At 44.5% G+C, this 20,780-nt stretch carries 19 protein-coding genes; 12 read left to right on the forward strand and 7 right to left on the reverse strand.

Annotated features, from left to right (window positions below; genetic code table 11):
• Positions 1–145: 145 nt before the first annotated feature.
• From F6K63_RS03900 to F6K63_RS03950, 11 genes are all read left to right on the forward strand, one after another.
• Positions 146–1,351, forward strand: a complete 1,206-nt coding sequence (locus tag F6K63_RS03900; RefSeq protein WP_083374037.1) for a glycosyltransferase family 4 protein — start codon at positions 146–148, stop codon at positions 1,349–1,351.
• A gap of 284 nt (positions 1,352–1,635) precedes the next feature.
• Positions 1,636–3,828, forward strand: a complete 2,193-nt coding sequence (locus F6K63_RS03905; protein WP_071107486.1) for a bi-domain-containing oxidoreductase — start codon at positions 1,636–1,638, stop codon at positions 3,826–3,828.
• A 429-nt stretch (positions 3,829–4,257) separates the two neighbouring features.
• Complete coding sequence (locus F6K63_RS03910; protein WP_137985855.1) at positions 4,258–6,222, forward strand: alginate lyase family protein; 1,965 nt, start codon at positions 4,258–4,260, stop codon at positions 6,220–6,222.
• The gene (locus F6K63_RS03915) at positions 6,212–7,513 is read left to right on the forward strand and encodes a nucleotide sugar dehydrogenase (RefSeq protein WP_071107488.1); all 1,302 of its coding nucleotides are present in this window, start codon (positions 6,212–6,214) and stop codon (positions 7,511–7,513) included. The genes F6K63_RS03910 and F6K63_RS03915 overlap by 11 nt, the downstream gene beginning before the upstream one ends.
• A 544-nt stretch (positions 7,514–8,057) precedes the next feature.
• A complete protein-coding gene (locus F6K63_RS03920) occupies positions 8,058–9,290 on the forward strand; it encodes a glycosyltransferase family 4 protein (protein ID WP_071107489.1) in 1,233 nt (410 codons plus the stop codon).
• 247 nt (positions 9,291–9,537) lie between these two features.
• The gene (locus tag F6K63_RS03925) at positions 9,538–9,675 is read left to right on the forward strand and encodes a hypothetical protein (RefSeq protein WP_287310885.1); all 138 of its coding nucleotides are present in this window, start codon (positions 9,538–9,540) and stop codon (positions 9,673–9,675) included.
• A 230-nt stretch (positions 9,676–9,905) separates the two neighbouring features.
• Positions 9,906–10,367 carry a hypothetical protein gene (locus F6K63_RS03930; RefSeq protein WP_287310887.1) on the forward strand — a complete coding sequence of 154 codons (462 nt, stop codon included), beginning with the start codon at positions 9,906–9,908 and terminating at the stop codon, positions 10,365–10,367.
• Between the two features lie 77 nt (positions 10,368–10,444).
• A complete protein-coding gene (locus F6K63_RS03935) occupies positions 10,445–11,758 on the forward strand; it encodes an IS701 family transposase (protein WP_287310889.1) in 1,314 nt (437 codons plus the stop codon).
• Positions 11,755–12,462: a glycosyltransferase family 4 protein gene (locus F6K63_RS03940; protein ID WP_287310891.1), complete on the forward strand. Its 708-nt coding sequence runs from the start codon at positions 11,755–11,757 to the stop codon at positions 12,460–12,462. Before F6K63_RS03935 ends, F6K63_RS03940 begins: the two co-directional genes overlap by 4 nt.
• 73 nt (positions 12,463–12,535) lie before the next feature.
• Positions 12,536–13,831, forward strand: a complete 1,296-nt coding sequence (locus tag F6K63_RS03945; RefSeq protein WP_287310893.1) for a glycosyltransferase family 4 protein — start codon at positions 12,536–12,538, stop codon at positions 13,829–13,831.
• Between the two features lie 113 nt (positions 13,832–13,944).
• Complete coding sequence (locus F6K63_RS03950) at positions 13,945–14,904, forward strand: glycosyltransferase family 4 protein (protein ID WP_287310895.1); 960 nt, start codon at positions 13,945–13,947, stop codon at positions 14,902–14,904.
• A 497-nt stretch (positions 14,905–15,401) separates the two neighbouring features.
• Here the strand turns inward: F6K63_RS03950 and F6K63_RS03955 are convergent, their stop codons facing one another.
• From F6K63_RS03955 to F6K63_RS03985, 7 genes are all read right to left on the reverse strand, one after another.
• Entirely contained in the window at positions 15,402–15,575 is a 174-nt protein-coding gene (locus tag F6K63_RS03955; protein ID WP_287310897.1) for a hypothetical protein, read from the reverse strand.
• Positions 15,576–15,833: 258 nt separating this feature from the next.
• Complete coding sequence (locus F6K63_RS03960; RefSeq protein ID WP_287310899.1) at positions 15,834–16,016, reverse strand: hypothetical protein; 183 nt, start codon at positions 16,014–16,016, stop codon at positions 15,834–15,836.
• 110 nt (positions 16,017–16,126) lie between these two features.
• Positions 16,127–16,483, reverse strand: coding sequence for an SH3 domain-containing protein (locus tag F6K63_RS03965; protein ID WP_287255543.1), 357 nt, complete (start codon positions 16,481–16,483; stop codon positions 16,127–16,129).
• 139 nt (positions 16,484–16,622) lie between these two features.
• The gene (locus F6K63_RS03970; protein ID WP_287310901.1) at positions 16,623–16,775 is read right to left on the reverse strand and encodes a hypothetical protein; all 153 of its coding nucleotides are present in this window, start codon (positions 16,773–16,775) and stop codon (positions 16,623–16,625) included.
• 168 nt (positions 16,776–16,943) lie between these two features.
• Positions 16,944–17,123 carry a hypothetical protein gene (locus tag F6K63_RS03975; RefSeq protein ID WP_008184255.1) on the reverse strand — a complete coding sequence of 60 codons (180 nt, stop codon included), beginning with the start codon at positions 17,121–17,123 and terminating at the stop codon, positions 16,944–16,946.
• Positions 17,124–18,452: 1,329 nt separating this feature from the next.
• Positions 18,453–19,022 (reverse strand): hypothetical protein, encoded by a 570-nt coding sequence (locus tag F6K63_RS03980; RefSeq protein WP_287310903.1) that lies wholly within the window; start codon positions 19,020–19,022, stop codon positions 18,453–18,455.
• Positions 19,023–19,535: 513 nt separating this feature from the next.
• Positions 19,536–19,712 carry a hypothetical protein gene (locus F6K63_RS03985; RefSeq protein WP_008184244.1) on the reverse strand — a complete coding sequence of 59 codons (177 nt, stop codon included), beginning with the start codon at positions 19,710–19,712 and terminating at the stop codon, positions 19,536–19,538.
• Between the two features lie 323 nt (positions 19,713–20,035).
• On the opposite strand from F6K63_RS03985, the gene F6K63_RS03990 reads away from it, so the two are divergent.
• Positions 20,036–20,170 (forward strand): hypothetical protein, encoded by a 135-nt coding sequence (locus F6K63_RS03990; RefSeq protein ID WP_287310904.1) that lies wholly within the window; start codon positions 20,036–20,038, stop codon positions 20,168–20,170.
• The last annotated feature ends 610 nt before the right edge of the window (positions 20,171–20,780 follow it).

Genomic DNA, 20,780 nt, shown 5'->3' on the forward strand with positions numbered 1-20,780 from the left:
ACTTTATAGCCTTTGTGAGAGCGTTAAAGTCAGGATTTACCCAAAACTGGACTTTTAACTCTATATGTAGTAGGGGCGCACGGCGTGTAACCATACAAGTAGAGTTACTGCAGCAGTCCTGAAAGGATTAAAATTATGGAAAATTATGGTTCACTATCCGTCTTCACACACAAGTCAAGACACAAGTCAAGACACAAGTCAAGACACAAATCAAGACAAAACTTTAGACCTGAAAACACAAAATCCTTTTCCTGTCGTGGGATGTCAGGTGGTAATGCTAGGCGACAACCTTCAGTTCAAGGGTGGTATCGCATCAGTGCAGAAGCTTATTGTTCGTAATGCACCCTCTCAAGTTCAAATTCAGCATATTCCTACCACCTGTGTTCATGGGCTAAACGGATCGACTACTCGTAAGGTGTTGGCTTTTGGGAAAGCTTTAGGGAAGTTACTGTGGAGGTTATCCAGAAAAAAGGCTGATCTTATTCACGTGCATTTTTCTCAAAGGAGCAGCACGATCCGGAAAATGATTTTGATGCTCATTGCACTAGCTTTTCATGTCCCTGTAGTTTTGCACGCCCATGGTAGCCAGTATCATTTATTTTACAATGGGTTGCCTCAATGGGCTAAACGAATAATTAGCTCGCTGTTTCGACAATCTGCTTACTTGATTGTTCTATCACAGAGCTGGAAAAACTTTTACCAGTCTAGTTTCGGACTAAAAGCAGAACAGGTTGTAATCCTTCCTAACCCAGTAGAGTTCCCGTCGAAAATTCCAGAGCGCACAAGCTGCAACCAGATAATGTTGGTTTTTTTGGGACAAATCGGTCAACGCAAAGGAGTATTTGATCTGATCCGGGCATTTGCCTCCCTCCCTCCTGAACAGAAAACCTGCTCAGAATTAATATTAGCAGGGGATGGAGAAGTAGAACAAGCCTGTCAATTAGTTGAGAGTCTGGATTTAGGAGACTATATCAAAGTCCCTGGCGGGATAGACTCAAGGCAACGGGATGCTCTTTTAGCAAAAGCTGACATATTTATCTTGCCCTCTTACAACGAAGGTCTGCCGATGGCATTGCTGGAAGCGATGGGTTGGGGCTTACCTGTGATCACCACACCAGTAGGGGGGATACCAGAGTTGGTAGTACATGGCGACAATGGTCTGCTAGTTAAGCCCGGAGAGATACCAGAACTATCTATGGCGATGCAGACTCTGATTAATGATCAAGCGTTACGGCTTTCCTTAGGACGTACCGCCAGAGCAAGCGTTGCCCATCTCAATATAGAAAACTACTGTAGTTCCCTGCTCAATATCTATTGCTCCGTGCTGGAATCTAAGGGAGTAGCTCTTTGAAAACACCATTTAAGTCCTACATGGGTACACATAACCATAAGCCAATCCCTCTATCTGGTGTGTCAAGTACATTTGTTCGAGGTCAGTTCAGTTCTAAAGGCTGTAGATACCAGGACTTACCCAGCAACTATACCTGTAGGGTGCGTTAATAACGCACCCTACTACTACATAAGCGCGTTTTTGGCTCAGTTTTGCCTAAGTCCTGGATACTTGACACTGCCTAAGTAATCGGAATTGAAACCCTGGCTTTTGTAAGCCAAATAAATTTATTAGCGAGGAGAGCAATGAAGCAAGTTAGTCAGAATTACAAGAGCGGTGCCATTCGCCTCGAAAAGGTCAATGCTCCAGCGCTCAAACCAGGTGGGGTACTGGTTCAATCACTTTATACCGTAATATCTGCTGGAACTGAGGGCATGAAAGTCAAAGAGGGCAAAATGTCCTACCTTGAGAAGGCCAAAGCACGACCCGACCAAGTGAAGAAGGTGATACAAAGTGTGCAACAGAATGGTCTAGTTGCCACCTACGAAAAGGTAATGAACAAACTTGACTCCCTCACCCCACTTGGCTACTCCCTCTCAGGCATTGTTATAGCCGTAGGTTCCGGTGCAGAAGAATTTGTCGTAGGTCAGCGTGTTGCTTGTGCAGGTGCTGGATATGCTAACCATGCACAAGTCAATTTTGTGCCCAAAAACCTAGTAGTACCTGTCGAAGATCATGTTTCTATGGAACATGCTGCTTTTGCCACCATTGGCGCGATCGCTATGCAAGGATTTCGTCAAGCTGAACTGCAACTTGGGGAGACAGCCTGTGTGATCGGTCTAGGTTTAATCGGTCAACTGCTTGTGCAAATACTACGTGCTGCTGGGGTAAATGTGATTGGTGTAGACCTATCCGAAGAACGCTGCCAACTGGCAGTAAAAATGGGTGCAGCGGCAGCGAGTACACCTGATGACCCTAAATTAGCTTCACATATTGAGCGTCTTACCTTTGGCAAAGGGGCAGATTGCATCTTTCTAGCCGCAGGTGGTAACAGTAATGGTCCCGTAGAATTAGCAGTGGAAATAGCACGGGATCGGGCAAAAGTTGTAGACATTGGCAAGACAAAATTAGATTTACCTTGGAAGGATTACTATGAAAAAGAGCTAGATGTCCGCTTCTCTCGGTCATACGGCCCTGGGCGCTATGACCCCAACTATGAAGAGCGAGGGATTGATTACCCGATTGGCTATGTGCGTTGGACTGAGGGGCGCAATATGGCTTCCTTTCTGGATTTGGTAGCCAAGGGACAGATAAATTTAGAACCAATTATTTCCGCAGTTCATCCCTTTAGTGAAGCAGAGCGGGTATATCAGGACATGGCAGAAGGTAGAGGTGGAGGCTTAGGCATTCTCTTCCAGTATCCCGAGCAAGTAGAGCCAGTGCAGCATCTGCCAACTCTCCAAGTCACTCAGAAGCTGACAGAGGTTATAGAAGATAAGGTGAAATTGGGAGTCATAGGTGCTGGAAACTATGCCTCTAGTATGTTGTTACCCCATCTTGTCAAGCACAATCATGTTCGTTTGCTAGAAGTGGCGACATCAAAAAGTTTATCGGCAGCAAATGCTGTCAGGAAGTTTGCCTTTGAACGTAGCAGCACAGACTACCAAGCACTACTTAAATCTTCAGATATAGATGCTGTAATCATTGCCACCCGCCATGGCTCTCATGCCAAGATGACAGCCGAGGCACTGCAAGCTGGTAAAGCTGTGTTTGTGGAAAAGCCTCTGGCCATAGATCTAGCTGGTGCTGAGTTGGTACGTCAGGCAGTTATCGATTCCGGCAATGAACGCTTACTAGTGGGATTCAATCGGCGATATTCCCCCTTAGTCAAGCAAGTGGCGAAGGTTTTTGACGGTGACGGGATACCCTTGATGATGAACTACCGGGTACATGCGGGTCAAATGGAAGCCGGTTCATGGTACTTAGATACTTCCGAAGGTTCCCGATTTGTCGGAGAAGCAGGACACTTTTTAGATGTTTTCTCGTTTATTACGCGATCGCGTCCAGTGTCAGTGGTAGCCAGAGCCTTGCGCCCCATGCAAGTGACACAGGATGACCTGGAAAATATCTCAGTCACTATAACTTATGAGAATGGCTCAGTAGGTAATCTAATGTACCTGACCCAAGGGGGAAAGAAGGTGCCTAAGGAATTCCTAGAAGTTTTTGGTGGTGGGTGCACGGTACAACTGCACAATTTTGAATCACTGACTGTCTTTCAAGGAAACATGCAACGAAAGGTTAAGGCAAGGGGAATCAATAAAGGGCAAAAGGAAGAAATTCACGCTTTTGTATCTGCTGTCAAGTCAGGACTGGAGATGCCCATTTCCATAGATAGTTTGCTAGATACAACATTGGCAACTCTAGCAACTGTGGAATCCCTGAGAACTGGACAAGCTGTGCAATTGGCAGACTATTGGATTAGGGAAACTGTAGAGTAAAAATATGTAAGCATTCAGCCGTCAGCGGTCAGCCGTGAGCTAAAATCTCACGCTACGCGAACAGCTTTCCGTAACTCAGATTAAACTAATGCTTACCTGTTGTCTTGATGCAATAGCGAGTGGGGGAAACCCCCAAGACCGTAATGGTGCGTTTTCCGTAGGCGAATTAAATTCGCCACGGGTCGCACCTCTGCATCCCTTATTAAAAAGCTGTTTCCGTAGCTTGCCCATAGCCCATAAGCACATCAAGTAGCTTGCCCATAGCCCATAAGCTGATACGCGACACGCTGATAGCTGAATGCTTACAAAAATATTACTCTCAGCTTACCATTGCTAACCATAATCAATGCTCCAAAGACCGACTCGGCCTAAGTCCTATTCTGATAACTTGACTGCTGTTAGTAATAAGTAACTAAACTGTTTTAATTTGTGAAAGTGAAGCTTAGATGGTACTTAAACCGCTTACGAGCCATGTCTCTACAGGAGATTGCGGCTCGTGGGCAATTAGCATTAAAAAAGAAATGTTGGCGGCGTCGTACCTCCTGGGTCGCTCCAAAACCTAATGGTATTCAGAAGGATATCTGGAAACTATCACCCCTCCTACAAGAGGCGACTGAGGAACGTCAAGCTCTCCTTGATGAAGCAGACCGCTATCTCACAGGAAAGTACACCCTGTTGAACATTTCCTTTGAGGAATCCAAAATCGACTGGCACCTCGACCCCCAAATGGGTAAGCGTGCTCCGTTGCAGTTTGGGCTGGATTTAGACTACCGGAACCCTTCCTCAGTTGGGAATGTCAAAAACATCTGGGAGAAAAATCGACATCACCACCTCACCATCTTAGCTCTAGCTTATGCCCTCACTGGCAATAAACATTATGCCAAGGCTGTGGAGGAACAGCTGCTCTCCTGGGTAGAACAAAACCCCTTTCCTCTAGGGGTCAACTGGACAAGTTCCCTAGAGTTCGGTGTGCGTCTGATCTCCTGGGTTTGGATCGAGCGGCTGCTCAGAGGAACATCAAGCCATAAACACTTGTTTGGTGAAGGTGGGGCGTTGTGGTCGATGATCTACTGGCATCAGTGGCTAATCACCCAACACTATTCCCACGGCTCCTCAGCCAATAATCACTTAATCGGGGAAATGGCAGGGTTGTTCATTGCTACTTCCGTCTGGCCAGTATTTCCAGAATCAGCCCAGTGGCAGTCTTTGGCCAGGAAAATACTGGAGCGAGAAGTATCCCAGCAAACCTTTCCTTGCGGACTCAATCGTGAGCAAGCCTTCTCCTATCAGATTTTTGCTCTTGAATTTTTCCTCCTAGCAGGACTAGAAGCAGAGTGGCTGAAGGCTCCTTTTTCTACTAACTACCAGGACTGGGTACGACGGATGCTGGAGGTAATTCCTCTTCTAGTAGATGTCGGAGGCAATTTGCCCCAGTACGGAGATGGGGACGACGGCATGGCACTTCAGCTACGACCCCTAGGCTCCTCTCGTCTGGACTGGCTTTTCCGCCTCGGTCGCCAATGGTTAAATGCCCACGTCCCCCTGCCATCCAATAATTCAGGTGTTTTAGCTGCTACTGTTATCGGTAGCAATGCTGAAGATAAGGTGGGAGAGGTCAAACCCGTTCAAGGTTCAATAGGCTTTAATGATCCTGGACTCTTCGTCCTAGCATCCCGGCGAGGAGAGTCTGACGAGGTACTTTGCCTAGCTGATGCTGGTCTTTTAGGGTATCTCTCCATCGCTGCTCATGGTCATGCGGATGCCCTTTCATTCACTCTAAATGTAGGCGGTGTACCGATAATTGTCGATCCTGGCACCTATGTTTATCATGCCGATCCCCAAGAACGTGCTTATTTCCGCAGCACGAAAGCTCATAACACTGTGGTAGTCGATGGTGTTGACCAATCGGAACCAGCAGGCACGTTTCTCTGGACAAGACAAGCCCAAGCCAAAGTTCTGTCTTGGCAGGGGACACCGAACGGAGGTGTCCTGGTTGCAGAACACGAAGGGTATACCCGATTGCCCAATCAAGTCATTCATCGTCGTAGACTCGCTCTCGAAGGCAAGCGACTTGAAATTATCGATGAACTGCTAAGCGTAGCCCCTGGTTTGAACCAGGGAGGAGTACATGATTTCCAGTGGCGTCTTCATTTTTCACCCCTTTGTCAAGTGAGCTTGAAAGAAAACTTCTGCCAAGTCAGTTGGCAGGGAGGCAGTCTGGGGATTTACCTAGATAACCAGCTGGAATGGATTTTAGCCCATGGAGAACAGGAAGCTGGCTGGTATTCACGAGGCTTCAATCTCAAGGAAGCAACTTATACATTATCAGGCTCTGCACGTACAACAACACCAATGTCTCTAAAGAATTATTTAGATTTGTCCGATGAAGATTAGTATTTTTGGTCTTGGATATGTCGGTGCTGTCACAGCAGCTTGCTTAACACGGGATGGACATGAAGTAATTGGGGTCGATGTTAATCCAGAAAAGGTGGCTCTGATTGCTAAAGGAAAGTCTCCAATTGTGGAGCCCAAGTTAGGTGAATTGCTGGCTGACGGAGTAGCAGCTGGCTTAATCGAGGCTACCACAGATGCTGAAGCTGCAGTAGTCCAGTCAGATCTTTCCCTGATCAGTGTTGGCACGCCTCCCGCAGAAAGGGGAGAACCAGACCTAACCTACGTTTGGAATGTGTGCAAGGAAATTGGAGCCGCTGTTAGCCGCAAAAAAACAAACCATGTTGTTGTATTGCGCAGTACAGTTCCACCAGGCACCCTACAAAAATGCCAGACTCTGCTCGACAGTGTTACCGGTGATGGCTTTATACACCTAGCGTTTAACCCAGAGTTTTTACGGGAGGGTTCCGCTATCCGGGATTACGATCAGCCACCTTACACCATCATTGGTACCAAATCCCCTGTAGCAGAAGCAGCGGTGCGGCAGATGTATGCCAAGATAGATGCTCCGGTCATAGTGGTCGAACCAGCTGTGGCGGAAATGGTTAAATATGTTGCCAATACGTGGCACGCTGCCAAGGTCGGTTTTGCCAACGAAATTGGTAGAATCGCCAAGGCATTTGGGATAGACGGACGGGAAGTCATGAACATTATCGTCCAGGACACAAAATTAAACGTCTCCCCGGTCTATATGCGTCCCGGCTTTGCCTATGGAGGTTCCTGCCTACCCAAAGATTTAAGTGCCTTACTTTACTATGCACGGAGTATGGATTTACCAGTCCCCCTGCTCAACACCCTCCCTGCTACTAACAACCTCCAGGTTGATTTAGCTGTGCAGGAAGTATTACGCCTAGGTGTGAGAAAAATCGCACTATTTGGTCTAGCATTTAAACCGGGTACAGACGACCTGCGGGAAAGTCCAGCAGTACTCCTAGTAAAGCGATTGCTGGGGGAGGGATGCGAGGTAAAGATTTACGACAAAGCCGTCTATAAAGCTCGGCTAATGGGTACCAATCTCGCCTATATCCAGAGTAATTTGCCTCACTTCGAGGCTTTGCTAATGGCAGAACCCCAGCAGGCTTTAGAGGGAGCAGAGCTAGCGGTGGTAACCCATGCCACACCAGAGTTTCGTCAGGTGTTACTAAAAGCTCCTGAAGCCACTCAGATTTTGGACCTAGCAGGTATTTTTTCTGAACCGGTTCAGCAATTAAATTACCGTGGAATCGCTTGGTAGTAGTTTGTCAGGATTACTCTAAACAGTTTACCTGTAGCTACCCCCATTCAAAAAGTAATCCGTTGCCACGGAAAGCCAACAAACAGGCTTTAGATGGAAGTAAAAAAGGATTATCCAGGCGATGTAAGCTATCAGCCGTGAGCCAAAGGCTCACGGCTGATAGCTGAATGCTTACGCACTAATATCATGTCAGGATAATTACCCTTAATAAAAACCTCCCCCATCTCCCCACACTTCCCACCCTCCCCACACTTCCCACCCTCCCTCTAATTATGGGTATTCAACCTGACTTGATATAACCTGAAGTACTTGTCAACACCTTGATGCCCATAGACTGGGTTTTATTGCTTGCCATGATGTTTAATAAACTATCCGTTCTTGAAAAAGAAATCTGATTCTCAATATTAGTCTAGAAAAACTAAATTGGTGAATTGTAAAAAATTCATACAAAACCAAAATTTATCCTTTGCATAACTTTGGCATCGATCGTGGATCTCGAAGTTAGTAAGCATTTTTATTTAGTTTATCAAGGAATTCAATTTTTATGGCTTCGTTTGATAAAGTACTGATCGTCGTAGAAAATTTGCCTGTCCCCTTTGACAGGCGAGTGTGGATGGAAGCCACGACCCTAAAAAAAGCTGGGTATCAAGTTTCGGTCATTTGTCCGACAGGGAAAGGCTATGAAAAAGACTACGAGGTAATTGATGATATTCACATCTATCGCCACCCCATGCCACCTGATATAAGCTCAGTTACAGGATATCTGCGAGAGTACGCCACAGCGGTTTTTTGGGAATTCCGCCTTGCACATCGGGTCTGGCGGGAACGTGGGTTTAATATTGTCCATATTTGCAATCCACCTGATTTACTCTTTTTGGTCGCGGGTTGGTACAAACTGCTCCGGGGTGTACGGGTCATCTTTGACCACCACGATATCAATCTGGAGATGTACGAAGCCAAGTATGAACGCAAAGACATATTTTACTACGGACTGAGTCTGGCTGAACGCTTGACCTTTGCGACAGCAGACGTAGTAATCTCCACCAACGAATCCTACCGAGAGGTAGCACTCACCCGTGGTAAGAAGAAACCAGAGGATATCTTTGTAGTGCGCAGTGGACCAGATCTTTCTCGGTTTAGACCTACACCGCCTAATCCGGCCTACCGTAAGAACAAAAAGTACTTAGTCGGGTATGTTGGGGTGATGGGAGAACCAGAAGGCATCGACTACCTGCTGAAGTCTGTGCGCTACATTGTCTATGAAAAGCAACGCCAAGACATTCAATTCATGCTGATTGGCAGTGGACCGATGTTCGAGAAACTTCAGGAATTATCTGAAAAATTAGGGGTTGCTGACTACGTGGAATTCACTGGACGGATTGAGGATCAGGAACTTTTGGAACGGCTTTCTAGCTGTGATGTGTGTGTCAATCCTGACAAGAAAATGCCCTACAATGAACGCTCCACCATGAACAAAATTATGGAATACATGGCTATGGGCAAACCCATTGTCCAATTTGATCTCTTGGAAGGAAGGCGTTCAGCGGCGGGAGCCTCTGTTTATGCTAAGGGTAACGACGAAGTAGATTTTGCCGAAAAAATACTGGAGCTTATCGAAGATCCAGAACGCAGAAAGCAGATGGGATTGGAGGGTCAGTGCCGGATGAAGGAGAAGCTTGAGTGGCGTTACCAAGCCCCTAAGCTGTTGGATGCTTATGGTGCAATTTCTCTCAAAAATAACAAATGTATTACTAATAAAACCGGCGTTGCATCATAGTGTATGAATTCAGGGGATCTGACCATGCCATGTCCTTCGTGTGGCTCGGAGTAGATCCCCAAGAATGGCAAAAAACCAGGGCAGCAAAATCACAGTAGCATCGGTAGTGTTTACTAAGGTAAACGCAACAAGTATACAACCCTCCCAATATCAGGGTTTCAAGATCAGAACTAGCCCCTATTAATGTAAGCATTCAGCCGTCAGCCGTCAGCCGTGAGCTTTTAGCTCACGCTACTTGAGGTGCTTTTTGGCACAGGCTTTGGCCTTGGCCTTTTGGCCTTTTGGCCACGCTACGCGAACGGCCACGCGTGCGCGTTTGGCCACGCTGTGCGAACGACGCTGGGACTTCACTCAGCATTATTCCAATGCTTACTTGTTGTCTTGATGCAATAGCGAGTGGGGGAAACCCCCTTTGGCGGCGCTGCATCGCTTATTCAAAAGCTGAGAGCTGAGAGCTGATAGCTGATAGCTGAGAGCTGATAGCTGAGAGCTGATAGCTGAATACTTACCTATTAATCAGGGAGGATAAGAGATATCAAGGGCAGTTTATCCCCCTGTAAATTATATCTCTGCTACAGTTTAAGTCGCCAGTTAAACTTTTCGGATAGTGGTAAAATGCTTGAGCAAAAATTGCCGATTATCGACCCACAGCACCTAGGGGGAACTAGTCCAACTAATATTATCATGTTGGGGCCGAGCTTGACTGTTAATGGTGGCATATCAAAGTATGAAAAGCTCTTTCTTGAACATGTTCCTCCTGAGGTTAAAATTTTTCATATTCCTACCCATAAAGAAGGGTCGAGCCCCTATAAGATTATAGTGTTTTGTCAAGCGCTAGTGAATTTACTGTGGATGTTATTAAGAAAAGACATTGCTCTCGTCCACATTCATATTTCACAGCGGGGCAGTGCTTTCCGAAAAGCAATTATGACATTCTTGGTTTGGATATTTCGTAAACCTATTATTTTACATGCCCATGGCAGTGAATTTCATCTATTCTACTCCCAGCTCGCCCCATGGGTTCAGCAATTACTGAGATGGGTGTTTGGCAAATGTAGCCGTTTAATGGGACTTTAGCGAAAATTATAAACACAAATCGTGCTACTCTATATAGAGTATGCTTTTTAGGTTCGTATTCTTCTCCACTCAATCCGATGAAAGAAACCGTTTCCACAGCAATGCCCCCCTGCTTTGAAAGATGGTGTCAGCGTTTTGATGATATCTTCAAAACGAAAGCTCAAAGAAAGGAGTTTAGACACTATCTGGGGGGATTATTGGGAGAAAGTGAAAGAAAAAACCTATCTCAACTAGCGGCTGACGCTGTAGATGTGTCTTACCACAGCTTACGGCATTTTGCGGTTCGGGCAAACTGGAGTGAAATTGACATCAACGAACGCCGATTACAAGTGATGAATAGCTGTCGTCAGACGAAAATCTCTCGTGGCTTCTCACTGATTGTAGACGACAGCGGACACCGAAAGAGCGGGAATTTTACCCATGGAGTGGGAAGGCAATACATCGGAGAAATTGGTAAAACTGATAATGGGATAGTCCTGGTAACAACCCATCTGTATGATGGTAGAAAAAGTCTGCCATTGGATATTGAATTATATCAACAGGGTTTTTCATTGCCTCAAGGAAAAGAAGACCCGGAATTCCTCAAAAAACCGGAGCTGGCATTAAACTTAATTGACCGGACATTAAATCGAGGGTATCATCCGGCAATTGTCCTCATTGATGCTGGATATGGAAACAATACATCTTTTCTGTTTGAGCTAGAAAATCGAAAACTTAAGTATTTAGGAGGAATTGCCAAAAATCGAAAAGTGACCGTAGAAAACTCGGAGAATTCTGGGGAAACCGTTCGTGTCGATGAGTTAGCCCAAAGCTTACCAGATGGGGCTTTCACTGAAGTGCAGCTCAATCCCAATAAGTCAAAAACCCTATGGGTCGCCACAATGGAAGTGGAAGTATCTCGTCTGAGTGGAAAAAGAAGTCTGGCAATCGTCATGAATCAACCGACTTTTAGTGAAGCCACAGATATTGCGGTGCGACCCAAGGGCGATTTACTCGCCCATTGGAAAGCGCACCGTGACTATTTTTTGACTAATGTCGAAGCAAATATAGTGACTCCTAAATGGGTAGTCGAGACTTATTCTCAAAGAAATTGGGTGGAAGTATTTTATCGAGAAGCTAAGGTTTGGTTGGGACTCAAAGAATATCAAGTTCGACAAAAACGCAGTCTAATGAGGCATTTTATATTGGTGATGTGTGCCTATACTTTTATTCTTTGGCATCAACTCACTGGGGGATTGCGAAGGCGATGGGCAACAAAACCTTTAAAGACATTTACTGAGACTTTGGAGGCATTTCGGAGTGCCATATCTTACCGTTTTGTATGTTGGCTTCAGGAAAATCGGGACGTATTTGTCAGATCTAAAGCGAGTAAGGGCTTGATTTGGGCTTGATTTTTGCTAAAGTACCATTAATTGTTTTATCAGAAAGTTGGAAAAAATTTTCTATCAACAGTCTTGGGCTAAGATCAGAACAAGTTGTTATCCTCTATAATCCAGTAAAACTTCCCTCGCCGGTTCCCTATCGCCCAGGTTCCCAAAAAGTGACCATCCTCTTTCTAGGACGCATTGGTCAACGCAAGGGAGCATTTGATCTAATCAAGGCTTTTGCTGCTTTACCTGCTGAGGAGAAAAATCAAGCGAGTCTAATTCTGGCAGGAAATGGAGAGCTAGAACAAGCATACAGCTTAGTCAAAAGTCTGGAGCTAACTGCTAACATAACTATTCCTGGTTGGGTAAGTTCAGAAGAGCGTGATCATCTTTTAGCAAAAGCTAACATATTTATCTTGCCGTCTTACAACGAAGGTCTGCCGATGGCAATGCTGGAAGCAATGGGTTGGGGCTTACCTGTGATCACCACACCAGTAGGGGGGATACCAGAGTTAGTAGTAGATGGCGACAATGGTCTGCTAGTTAAGCCTGGAGAGATACCAGAACTATCTATGGCGATGCAGACTCTGATTAATGATCTTGGGTTACGGCTCTCCTTAGGATGTAGCGCCAGAGCAAGCGTTGCCCATCTCAATATAGAAGACTACTGTAGTTCCCTGCTTAATATCTATTGCTCCGTGCTCAAATCTGAAAAAACAGCTCCATGAACACACTATTGGGCTTCTCTAGATGTCTCTTCTACAAATGTCGGCTTATGTCTTGGATACAGGAGGTTGACCAATGAAAGTATTACTTTCAGCCTATCAGTGCCAACCTAATACAGGTTCAGAGAACGGAATCGGCTGGGCTTGGGCGACACAACTGGCTCGAATGGGGCATGAAGTCTGGGTGATTACCTGGAGTTATAATCAGATTCCGGTAGAGCAGGAACTTCAGGTAAATCCAATCCCTAACATACATTTTATCTTTTGCAACCATCCTACCTGGTTATCTCGGTTGTTCAAAATCCTGATTACCAGACAGGTAATGTTGCTCTCAGTTGCCTTGTGGCAATTGATGAGTATCTGGTGGCAATGGGATGCTTATCGAATCGCCAAATCATTGACCCAGGAGGTGGTATTTGATCGGGTTCATCACGTAACTACTACTGCTATTCGACGCCCCAGTTTCATGGGTCTTTTAGGCATCCCTTTCATTTTTGGACCGGTAGCTGGTGGAGTAAAAGCACCTTGGTTTCTCAGGAAAAGCTACCCATTGAAAGGCTGGTTATTTGATTTTATCCGCGATATTTCTAATACTATTGTTAAATTTGATCCGCTGATGAACTTAACGTTTATCACAGCATCAAAAATCTATTGTCGCTCGAAGGATACCCAGGAGCTGATCCCAAAATTTTACAGGTATAAGTCTGAAGTTATTTTTGATATCCCTCTACATGAAATTAGGGAAATGCCTCTGGTAAGTGAACAAAAATTCATACAAAAAGATACTTTTAATGTTCTTTTTGTAGGGCGTTTTTTATATTGGAAAGGTGTACATCTGGCGCTGACAGCCTTTTCTCTGTTGCACCAAAAGATTCCCAATTCGCGTTTTACAGTCATTGGTCGTGGTAGTGAGGAAACTTGGCTGCAGAGACTGAGTGAAAAATTGGGTATTAAGGATGCTGTAGACTGGATACCTTGGATGGAGCAGAAAAAATTGAGTTCGGCCTATCTGCAACATGATGTTTTTTTATTCCCCAGTCTCCATGATTCCGGCGGGCTAGTGATTCTAGAAGCTTTGTCCCATGGCTTACCTGTAGTTTGTCTGGATTTAGGAGGACCAGGGGTGATGGTGGATGAAACCTGTGGACGGGTGATAAAAACGCATGGGTTCACGGAAGAAGCTGTTATTCAGAGGCTTAGTGATGCCTTAGTAGAACTAGCAGAAAACTCAGAATTGCGACAGCAGTTGAGTGAAAGGGCATGGGCGCAACCAACTAAATTTGAATTTAAGAATGTTGTGGAACAAATATATAGTTCTTCGGTACTTGTTGAGAAAACATTGAAGGAAGCACCCCTAGATGATAAAAGTTGATTAACTTTTTCAGTTATTAACAATACAATTATCTTTTACATCACTTCGGCATCTATCATTAAAAGTATATTTAATGATTAGTTTGACGGATTTGATTAAGGAAATAATGTTTAATGACTTCATTTTATAAAGTATTAATAATCGTCGAAAATCTACCTGTTCCCTTTGACCGAAGGGTATGGATGGAAGCCACTAGCTTACAGAAAGCTGGCTATCAAGTTACTACAATTTCTCCCAAAGGGAATGGGTTTGACAAAGATTATGAAGTCATTGAAGGGATTCATATTTATCGCCATCCCCTACCACCGGAAGAAAGCTCCGTTACTGGCTATCTTCGAGAGTACAGCTGGGCTGTGAATTGGCAATTTCGCTTAGCTTGCCAAGTATGGCGAGAGCAGGGTTTTGACATTATCCACATTTGCAATCCCCCAGATTTAATCTTCCTAGTGGCGGGATGGTTTAAATTGTTCCGGGGCGTAAAAGTAATCTTCGATCACCACGATCTGGCTCCGGAGATGTACATCGCCAAGTATGGACGAAAAGATATCTTCTATCATGGTCTACGCTGGGCTGAGCGCTTGACTTATGCTACAGCAGACATGGTGATTTCAACCAACGAATCCCATCGCAAGGTCGCCCTTACCCGAGGGGGGAAGAAACCAGAGCAAGTATTTGTAGTGCGCAGTGGACCTGATCTGGCACGGTTTCGGATTATGCCCTCAAACCCGAGTTACCGCAGAGGTCGTCAATATCTGGTAGGTTATATGGGAGTGATGGGGGAACCAGAGGGCATTGACTATCTTCTGAGGGCAGTACGTTACATCGTGCAGGAAAAGAAGCGCCAAGATATTCACTTCATGCTAATTGGCAGTGGCCCTGCTGCTGAAACCCTCAAGGCTTTATCTAAACAGCTTGACCTGACTGATTTTGTAGAATTCACAGGATTTAAGACCGGGGAAGCACTTTTAGAGCGGCTTTCCAGTTGCGATGTATGCGTGGAACCGTCTCCCACATCGGCTTACAACGAAAACTGCACTATGAATAAAATCTTGGAGTACATGGGATACTCTTAAACCGGGATTATTAGGACAAGTCCCTACAAATCGGTTAAGGTAAATTTTATTGTTGCCCAAGTGAGGAGTGGTCAAGCAGCAATCGGAGTTAAGCCTCCCACTCATCTATTTGGNGGAACACACAGGGTTTATGGTATTTGTAAGGCATGGGTTTTACCTCTTGCTGTAATTAATTTCAATCAACACATTTATATAATGTCAGATCTAAATCCCTCTTGGCAGTACCCTTGAGGGTACCTTTTATGAGCTGATGATAGTCTCCCATAACTTAGCCTCGGTATTGGTGGGCATTGCCCATTTCATTTATAGGCTCACTAATTTTAATCTTCCTGATCAATGCCCACCCTACGATTTTTATCTGGTTCAGTATTGGTGGGCATGATTATCGCTTAAGGTCTACAATAAAACTCCTCCCTCCTGAGCTCAGGAGGGAGGAGATATAGGACTTAATTTCTGCCCAGAATTTAAAAGCCAGCTGTCAAAGATTGCTAAAGAGATTAAGTGGTAACTGGTTCGGCTGGCTCAGTAGCCGCTCCGTTCTCTTCGATCTCCATTTCCTCATACTTAGTAAAGCACTTACGCTTAGCACCTACAGCTAGATCGAGCACAATGGGCACCTCTAATTTGATCGGAACTTGGAACACACAGGGTTTATGGTATTTGTAAGGCATGGGTTTTACCTCTTGCTGTAATTAATTTCAATCAACACATTTATATAATGTCAAATCTAACCCTGGCTTGGCAGTACCCTTGAGGGTACCTTTTTTTCAACTGATGATAGTCTGGCCTAACTTAGGGGGGATATAGGTTTTGGTCTACAATAAAACTCCTCCCTCCTGAGCTCAGGAGGGAGGATATAGAGGAGAGATAGGAATTAATTTATGCCCAGAATTTTAAAGCCAGCCGTAAAAAAATCATTTCAAAGATTCCTAAGGATACAAAGTGGCAACTGGTTCGGCTGGCTCAGTACCCGCTCCGTTCTCTTCGATCTCCATTTCCTCATATTTAGTAAAGCACTTACGCTTAGCACCTAGAGCTAGATCGAGCACAATGGGTACTTCTAATTTGATCGGAACTTGGAACACACAGGGTTTATGGTATTTGTAAGGCATGGGGTTTACCTCTTGGTGCAATTAATTTCAATCAACACATTTATATAATGTCAAATCTAACCCTGGCTTTACAGTACCCTTGAGGGTACCTTTTTTCCCTATAGACCTACTTAATCATTAATGGGAGCACATTCGACTTTGAGTAAATCGTCGCGAATCCATCCTTTGGCACCACTTACTGGAAAACCTACTCTGTGCCAACCATAGCCAAAGCTGTCTATTTTGTAATCTGGCTCTGGAGGAGTGGCTGTCAGCACGTAGACATTATCACCCACTAAACCATAACCCAAGCTTCTATAATTAGTTCCTGGTCCAGAACGTAAGGTGATCCGAGAATCGGGGTTGCTAGCAGTTAGGGTGGCTAGACAGTGGGAACGCTCACTAGGAAAAGTATGCTGAGCAAAAGCCTCAGTTGTAGGGACGGTAATTGCAGCAGCTGTAGCTAATAAGAAGATTGCTTTTTTCATTTGTTTTCTCCAATCATCAAGGTTTCTTATTTACTAGTAAAATAGAAATAACAGTTGGAGTGATTGGAGACAGTGCCACTTTATCAGTAGTCCTAAAGCTGACACCAATAAAGCCTTATTTTTCCATAGTTAACACTGTTTATAGTACAGACAGTTGAGAAACTGGTCTATGGTGGTCTTGTGGGCGGGGAATAGGGAATAGGGAATAGGGAGTAGGGAGATGGGGAGATGGGGAGATGGGGAGATGGGGAGATGAGCAACTGGCGTGAAAACCACTAAGATCTCGCTGCATCGCTGCTACCTGCTGCCTGCTCCCTCCTCCGTGATCCCTAAAAGCAAGCACGAGACTGGCAAAAAAAATCCCCTGGCTTGATCAGCCTAGGGGGGTTTCAGGGATTAATTATTATGAACTAATTCAAAGCCAGCCGTTAAAGATTCCTTTCAAATATGCCTAAAGGGACTAAGTGGTAGGAGGTGCGGGTGACTCAGTAGTTTCGTTACCTTCCGCCTCTTCGATCTCCATTTCCTCATATTTGTCAAAGCACTTGCGCTTAGCAGCGACAGCGATGTCGAGAACAATGGGTACTTCTAATTTGATCGGAACTTGGAACACACAGGGGTTAGAGTATTTGTAAGGCATGGGTTTTACCTCTTGGTGCAATTCATTTCAATCAACACATTTCTAGAATGTCAGATCTAACTCTGGCTTCACAGTACCCTTGAGGGTACCTTTTTTTTGAGCTGATCAGCTCATGGCCTAAGAGACTGTTTATCAGAGTGAATCTAATCACCGCTTAAGTCGCTGACTATTGGTGGGTTACGGCGGACAGCTCTCTTAAAGCGATGCAGTTGGCCAAAGGGGAGGCAGTGAGGCCAAAGGGGGTTCCCCCCATGAGCAACTGCCGTGGTTTCCACGGGGCAAACAGCGGTGCTCCCGCAGGTGACCCACACAGACCCAAAACCACTCGCTATTGCATTAAGACAAAGTGAGCTTTCAAAATATAGCAAGGGAAGTATAGTTTAGGACATAGTCTTTTGGTTGAAAGGGAGCAGGGACTGAGGCCGTAGGCCACGCGGGGCGCGTTCGGAGCAGGGAGCAGAAGATGTCTTAAGCTTTACTTCGACTGCTATACTTGCCGCCTAACCCACCCTACGCCAGAATTTAAGCAAAGTTAACTTATATCATGTCGGGATAATTACCCTTAATAAAAATCTCCCCCATCTGACCATCTGACCATCTGACCATCTCCCCACACTTCCCACCCTCCCTCTAATTATGGGTATTCAACCTGACTTGATATTAGTGATGAGGGGTATTAGATAATAAGCCAGACTTATCTGACCATAATTGAAGGATAAAATCCAAAGATCAGACATTATTTAGAGCGACTACAACCCAAGAGTCTTTGTTATTGAAAATGTAAGCATATGCGCTACGCGCACGCTGCTTGAGGTGCCGTCAGTTGTCAGCCGTCAGCAGACTTAACTCAGATTAAACAAATGTTTACCTCTTTTATTCAACAGGTGTTCGCAAAGGGTGCCCATAGCCCATAAGCTGATAGCTGAATGCTGATAGCTGAATGCTTACTTCAAAATTCGAGGAAATGCTAAAATATTCCATTCGTTTCCTGATTCACTATCTCCGATTCTGGGATGTTCCAGGTCCTGATCGTTATCTTTTCAGACCTTAATTAAGCAACGCCCGTATTTTTTATCCAGAACCCAACGGTTTACCAATAATTTTTTAGGTATAATATCGCTCCAAATAATAGGTTTTTTTATGTCCTTTTTTTTGATATGAATATCTCTCAATTTCAGCCTCAATATAAGAACTAAACGTTTTCATAACAAATGTATTATTGTTATCGTCTACCCTACACAATCTACATACTTCATTATCAATTAAGTCATTGACCCATTTAATCATATTAGGTAATATATTAAGTTCTACTAATAGCTTCGCTACCTTTTATTTTTCACATTCAAAGCCCTCGATATATAAATCATTGTTATTTATATTGTGCGAGTAAGATAAAACAAAATGTGAGCCACAATATTCCACTAAGGCTTCTTCTCGATAATCGTTGAGATCAAGAAAATAACCTCTATTTATAAAAACGCCTATATCTTTTAGTAATTGCCCATTCCCACAATCTATACCCACAATAGTATTGTATACTTTTTTAACTGGTTGGATCTGATGGGGTCTGAGTCTCACAATATTTCCAGATATTTCTGTGCAATCTTCTTCGTTTAAGCAAGCTAGATATTCTTCAAGATCTACATCTCGAATAAACTGTTCACCAGGACTATCAAATTTTCCAACCCCGACCTCATTAATGCAGAACAAAGCAAACATTACAAATTCAGCAAATCTATTTTTCATCCCGAAGCTCATGCAACCAGGGAAGATTATAGAATGCTCTTTTTGCATGCCGATGATCCATTCTTTTACCTCAGATCTAGAATAACTATTTTCTATTAAACCGAGGACAATATCTTTTACTACTTCAACTTTAGGGGGGACAATTGGTATCATTTTTACTACTATTATATAGTTTTTATATAGCCTAACTATTGATCTATAATGCTATAGGTGTTACTCAATATTTAAGCTCAATAATACCAAATTTTTATACTGATAAATTTAATACCGATTACTTACAAAGGGCATAATTAAAAATTCTAGCAGTTTTCAATTGGGTGCTGAATTTAAGTATGAATTTCTTGGTATTATTTGGCTACTGCCCCAATTATCCCCCAAAATTGGGGGACGAAAGAGAGTTTCGTTCCACCCAAAGTTGGGGGGTTATATCATGTCAGGATAATTACCCTTAATAAAAATCTCCCTATCTCCCCACACCTCCCACCCTCTCCTTAATTATGGGTATTCAACCAGACTTGATATTAGGGGGGCGAAATCATACCCATACTCAGCAACGCTGTAAAAAAAAACCTGGCTTGATCAGCCTAGGGGTATTGCAGAAATTAATAAAAATGAACTAATTCAAAGCCAGCGGTTAAAGATTCCTGTCAAAGATTGCTGAAGGGACTAACTGGTAACTGGTTCGGGGGACTGATCAGTAGCCGCTCCGTTCTCTTCGATCTCCATTTCCTCATATTTATCAAAACACTTACGCTTAGCAGCGACAGCGATGTCGAGAACAATGGGTACTTCTAATTTGATCGGAACTTGGAACACACAGGGGTTATAGTATTTGTAAGGCATGGGTTTTACCTCTTGGTGCAATTCATTTCAATCAACACATTTCTAGAATGTCAGATCTAACTCTGGCTTCACAGTACCCTTGAGGGTACCTTTTTTTTTTGGGCGTTGCTTAATAATGGAATGATTTTAATAGTTTTGTGGAACGGGCATCTTGCCGTGGAACGGGCATCTTGCCCGTTTCATTTTCGCGCGGGCAGGATGCCCACCCCACTCATATTCATTCCGCCCCTCAGCAATGCCAAAAATCGAGGAGCTCTCGCAGGTTGGTAGAGATGCTTGAATCACGTTTGGTTTGATCACGCAGCTTGGCTGGGGTAACTCCAATGGATCTGCTACACGATTCTCTGAAAGAGCCGCTACGCGAACGCATAATTTCCCTGTCAACAGTAACGCGATGCTCTGAAAGAGCCGCTACGCGAACGCATGATTACCATCTCAACTGGAATGCGATGCTCTGAAAGAGCCGCTACGCGAACGCATGATTACCATCTCAACTGGAATGCGATGCTCTGAAAGAGCCGCTACGCGAACGCATAATTACCATCTCAACTGGAATGCGATGCTCTGAAAGAGCCGCTACGCGAACGCATGATTACCATCTCAACTGGAATGCGATGCTCTGAAAGAGCCGCTACGCGAACGCATGATTACCATCTCAACTGGAATGCGATGCTCTGAAAGAGCCGCTACGCGAACGCATAATTACCATCTCAACTGGAATGCGATGCTCTGAAAGAGCCGCTACGCGAACGCATGATTACCATCTCAACTGGAATGCGATGCTCTGAAAGAGCCGCTACGCGAACGCATGATTACCATCTCAACTGGAATGCGATGCTCTGAAAGAGCCGCTACGCGAACGCATAATTACCATCTCAACTGGAATGCGATGCTCTGAAAGAGCCGCTACGCGAACGCATGATTACCATCTCAACTGGAATGCGATGCTCTGAAAGAGCCGCTACGCGAACGCATGATTACCATCTCAACTGGAATGCGATGCTCTGAAAGAGCCGCTACGCGAACGCATGATTACCATCTCAACTGGAATGGGATCACATCATTACC

It is taken from the genome of Moorena sp. SIO1G6 (assembly GCF_010672795.1).
GTDB classification, from domain to species: Bacteria; Cyanobacteriota; Cyanobacteriia; order Cyanobacteriales; family Coleofasciculaceae; genus Moorena; species Moorena producens.

Bases quoted from the DNA above. Each gene is read 5' to 3' on its own strand.
- F6K63_RS03900 (WP_083374037.1), top strand. From the start codon at position 146: ATGGTTCACTATCCGTCTTCACACACAAGTCAAGACACAAGTCAAGAC.
- F6K63_RS03905 (WP_071107486.1), top strand. From the start codon at position 1,636: ATGAAGCAAGTTAGTCAGAATTACAAGAGCGGTGCCATTCGCCTCGAA.
- F6K63_RS03915 (WP_071107488.1), top strand. From the start codon at position 6,212: ATGAAGATTAGTATTTTTGGTCTTGGATATGTCGGTGCTGTCACAGCA.
- F6K63_RS03920 (WP_071107489.1), top strand. From the start codon at position 8,058: ATGGCTTCGTTTGATAAAGTACTGATCGTCGTAGAAAATTTGCCTGTC.
- F6K63_RS03930 (WP_287310887.1), top strand. From the start codon at position 9,906: ATGCTTGAGCAAAAATTGCCGATTATCGACCCACAGCACCTAGGGGGA.
- F6K63_RS03935 (WP_287310889.1), top strand. From the start codon at position 10,445: ATGAAAGAAACCGTTTCCACAGCAATGCCCCCCTGCTTTGAAAGATGG.
- F6K63_RS03945 (WP_287310893.1), top strand. From the start codon at position 12,536: ATGAAAGTATTACTTTCAGCCTATCAGTGCCAACCTAATACAGGTTCA.
- F6K63_RS03950 (WP_287310895.1), top strand. From the start codon at position 13,945: ATGACTTCATTTTATAAAGTATTAATAATCGTCGAAAATCTACCTGTT.
- F6K63_RS03955 (WP_287310897.1), bottom strand. From the start codon at position 15,575: ATGCCTTACAAATACCATAAACCCTGTGTGTTCCAAGTTCCGATCAAA.
- F6K63_RS03960 (WP_287310899.1), bottom strand. From the start codon at position 16,016: ATGCCTTACAAATACCATAAACCCTGTGTGTTCCAAGTTCCGATCAAA.
- F6K63_RS03965 (WP_287255543.1), bottom strand. From the start codon at position 16,483: ATGAAAAAAGCAATCTTCTTATTAGCTACAGCTGCTGCAATTACCGTC.
- F6K63_RS03970 (WP_287310901.1), bottom strand. From the start codon at position 16,775: ATGCAGCGAGATCTTAGTGGTTTTCACGCCAGTTGCTCATCTCCCCAT.
- F6K63_RS03975 (WP_008184255.1), bottom strand. From the start codon at position 17,123: ATGCCTTACAAATACTCTAACCCCTGTGTGTTCCAAGTTCCGATCAAA.
- F6K63_RS03980 (WP_287310903.1), bottom strand. From the start codon at position 19,022: ATGATACCAATTGTCCCCCCTAAAGTTGAAGTAGTAAAAGATATTGTC.
- F6K63_RS03985 (WP_008184244.1), bottom strand. From the start codon at position 19,712: ATGCCTTACAAATACTATAACCCCTGTGTGTTCCAAGTTCCGATCAAA.
- F6K63_RS03990 (WP_287310904.1), top strand. From the start codon at position 20,036: ATGGATCTGCTACACGATTCTCTGAAAGAGCCGCTACGCGAACGCATA.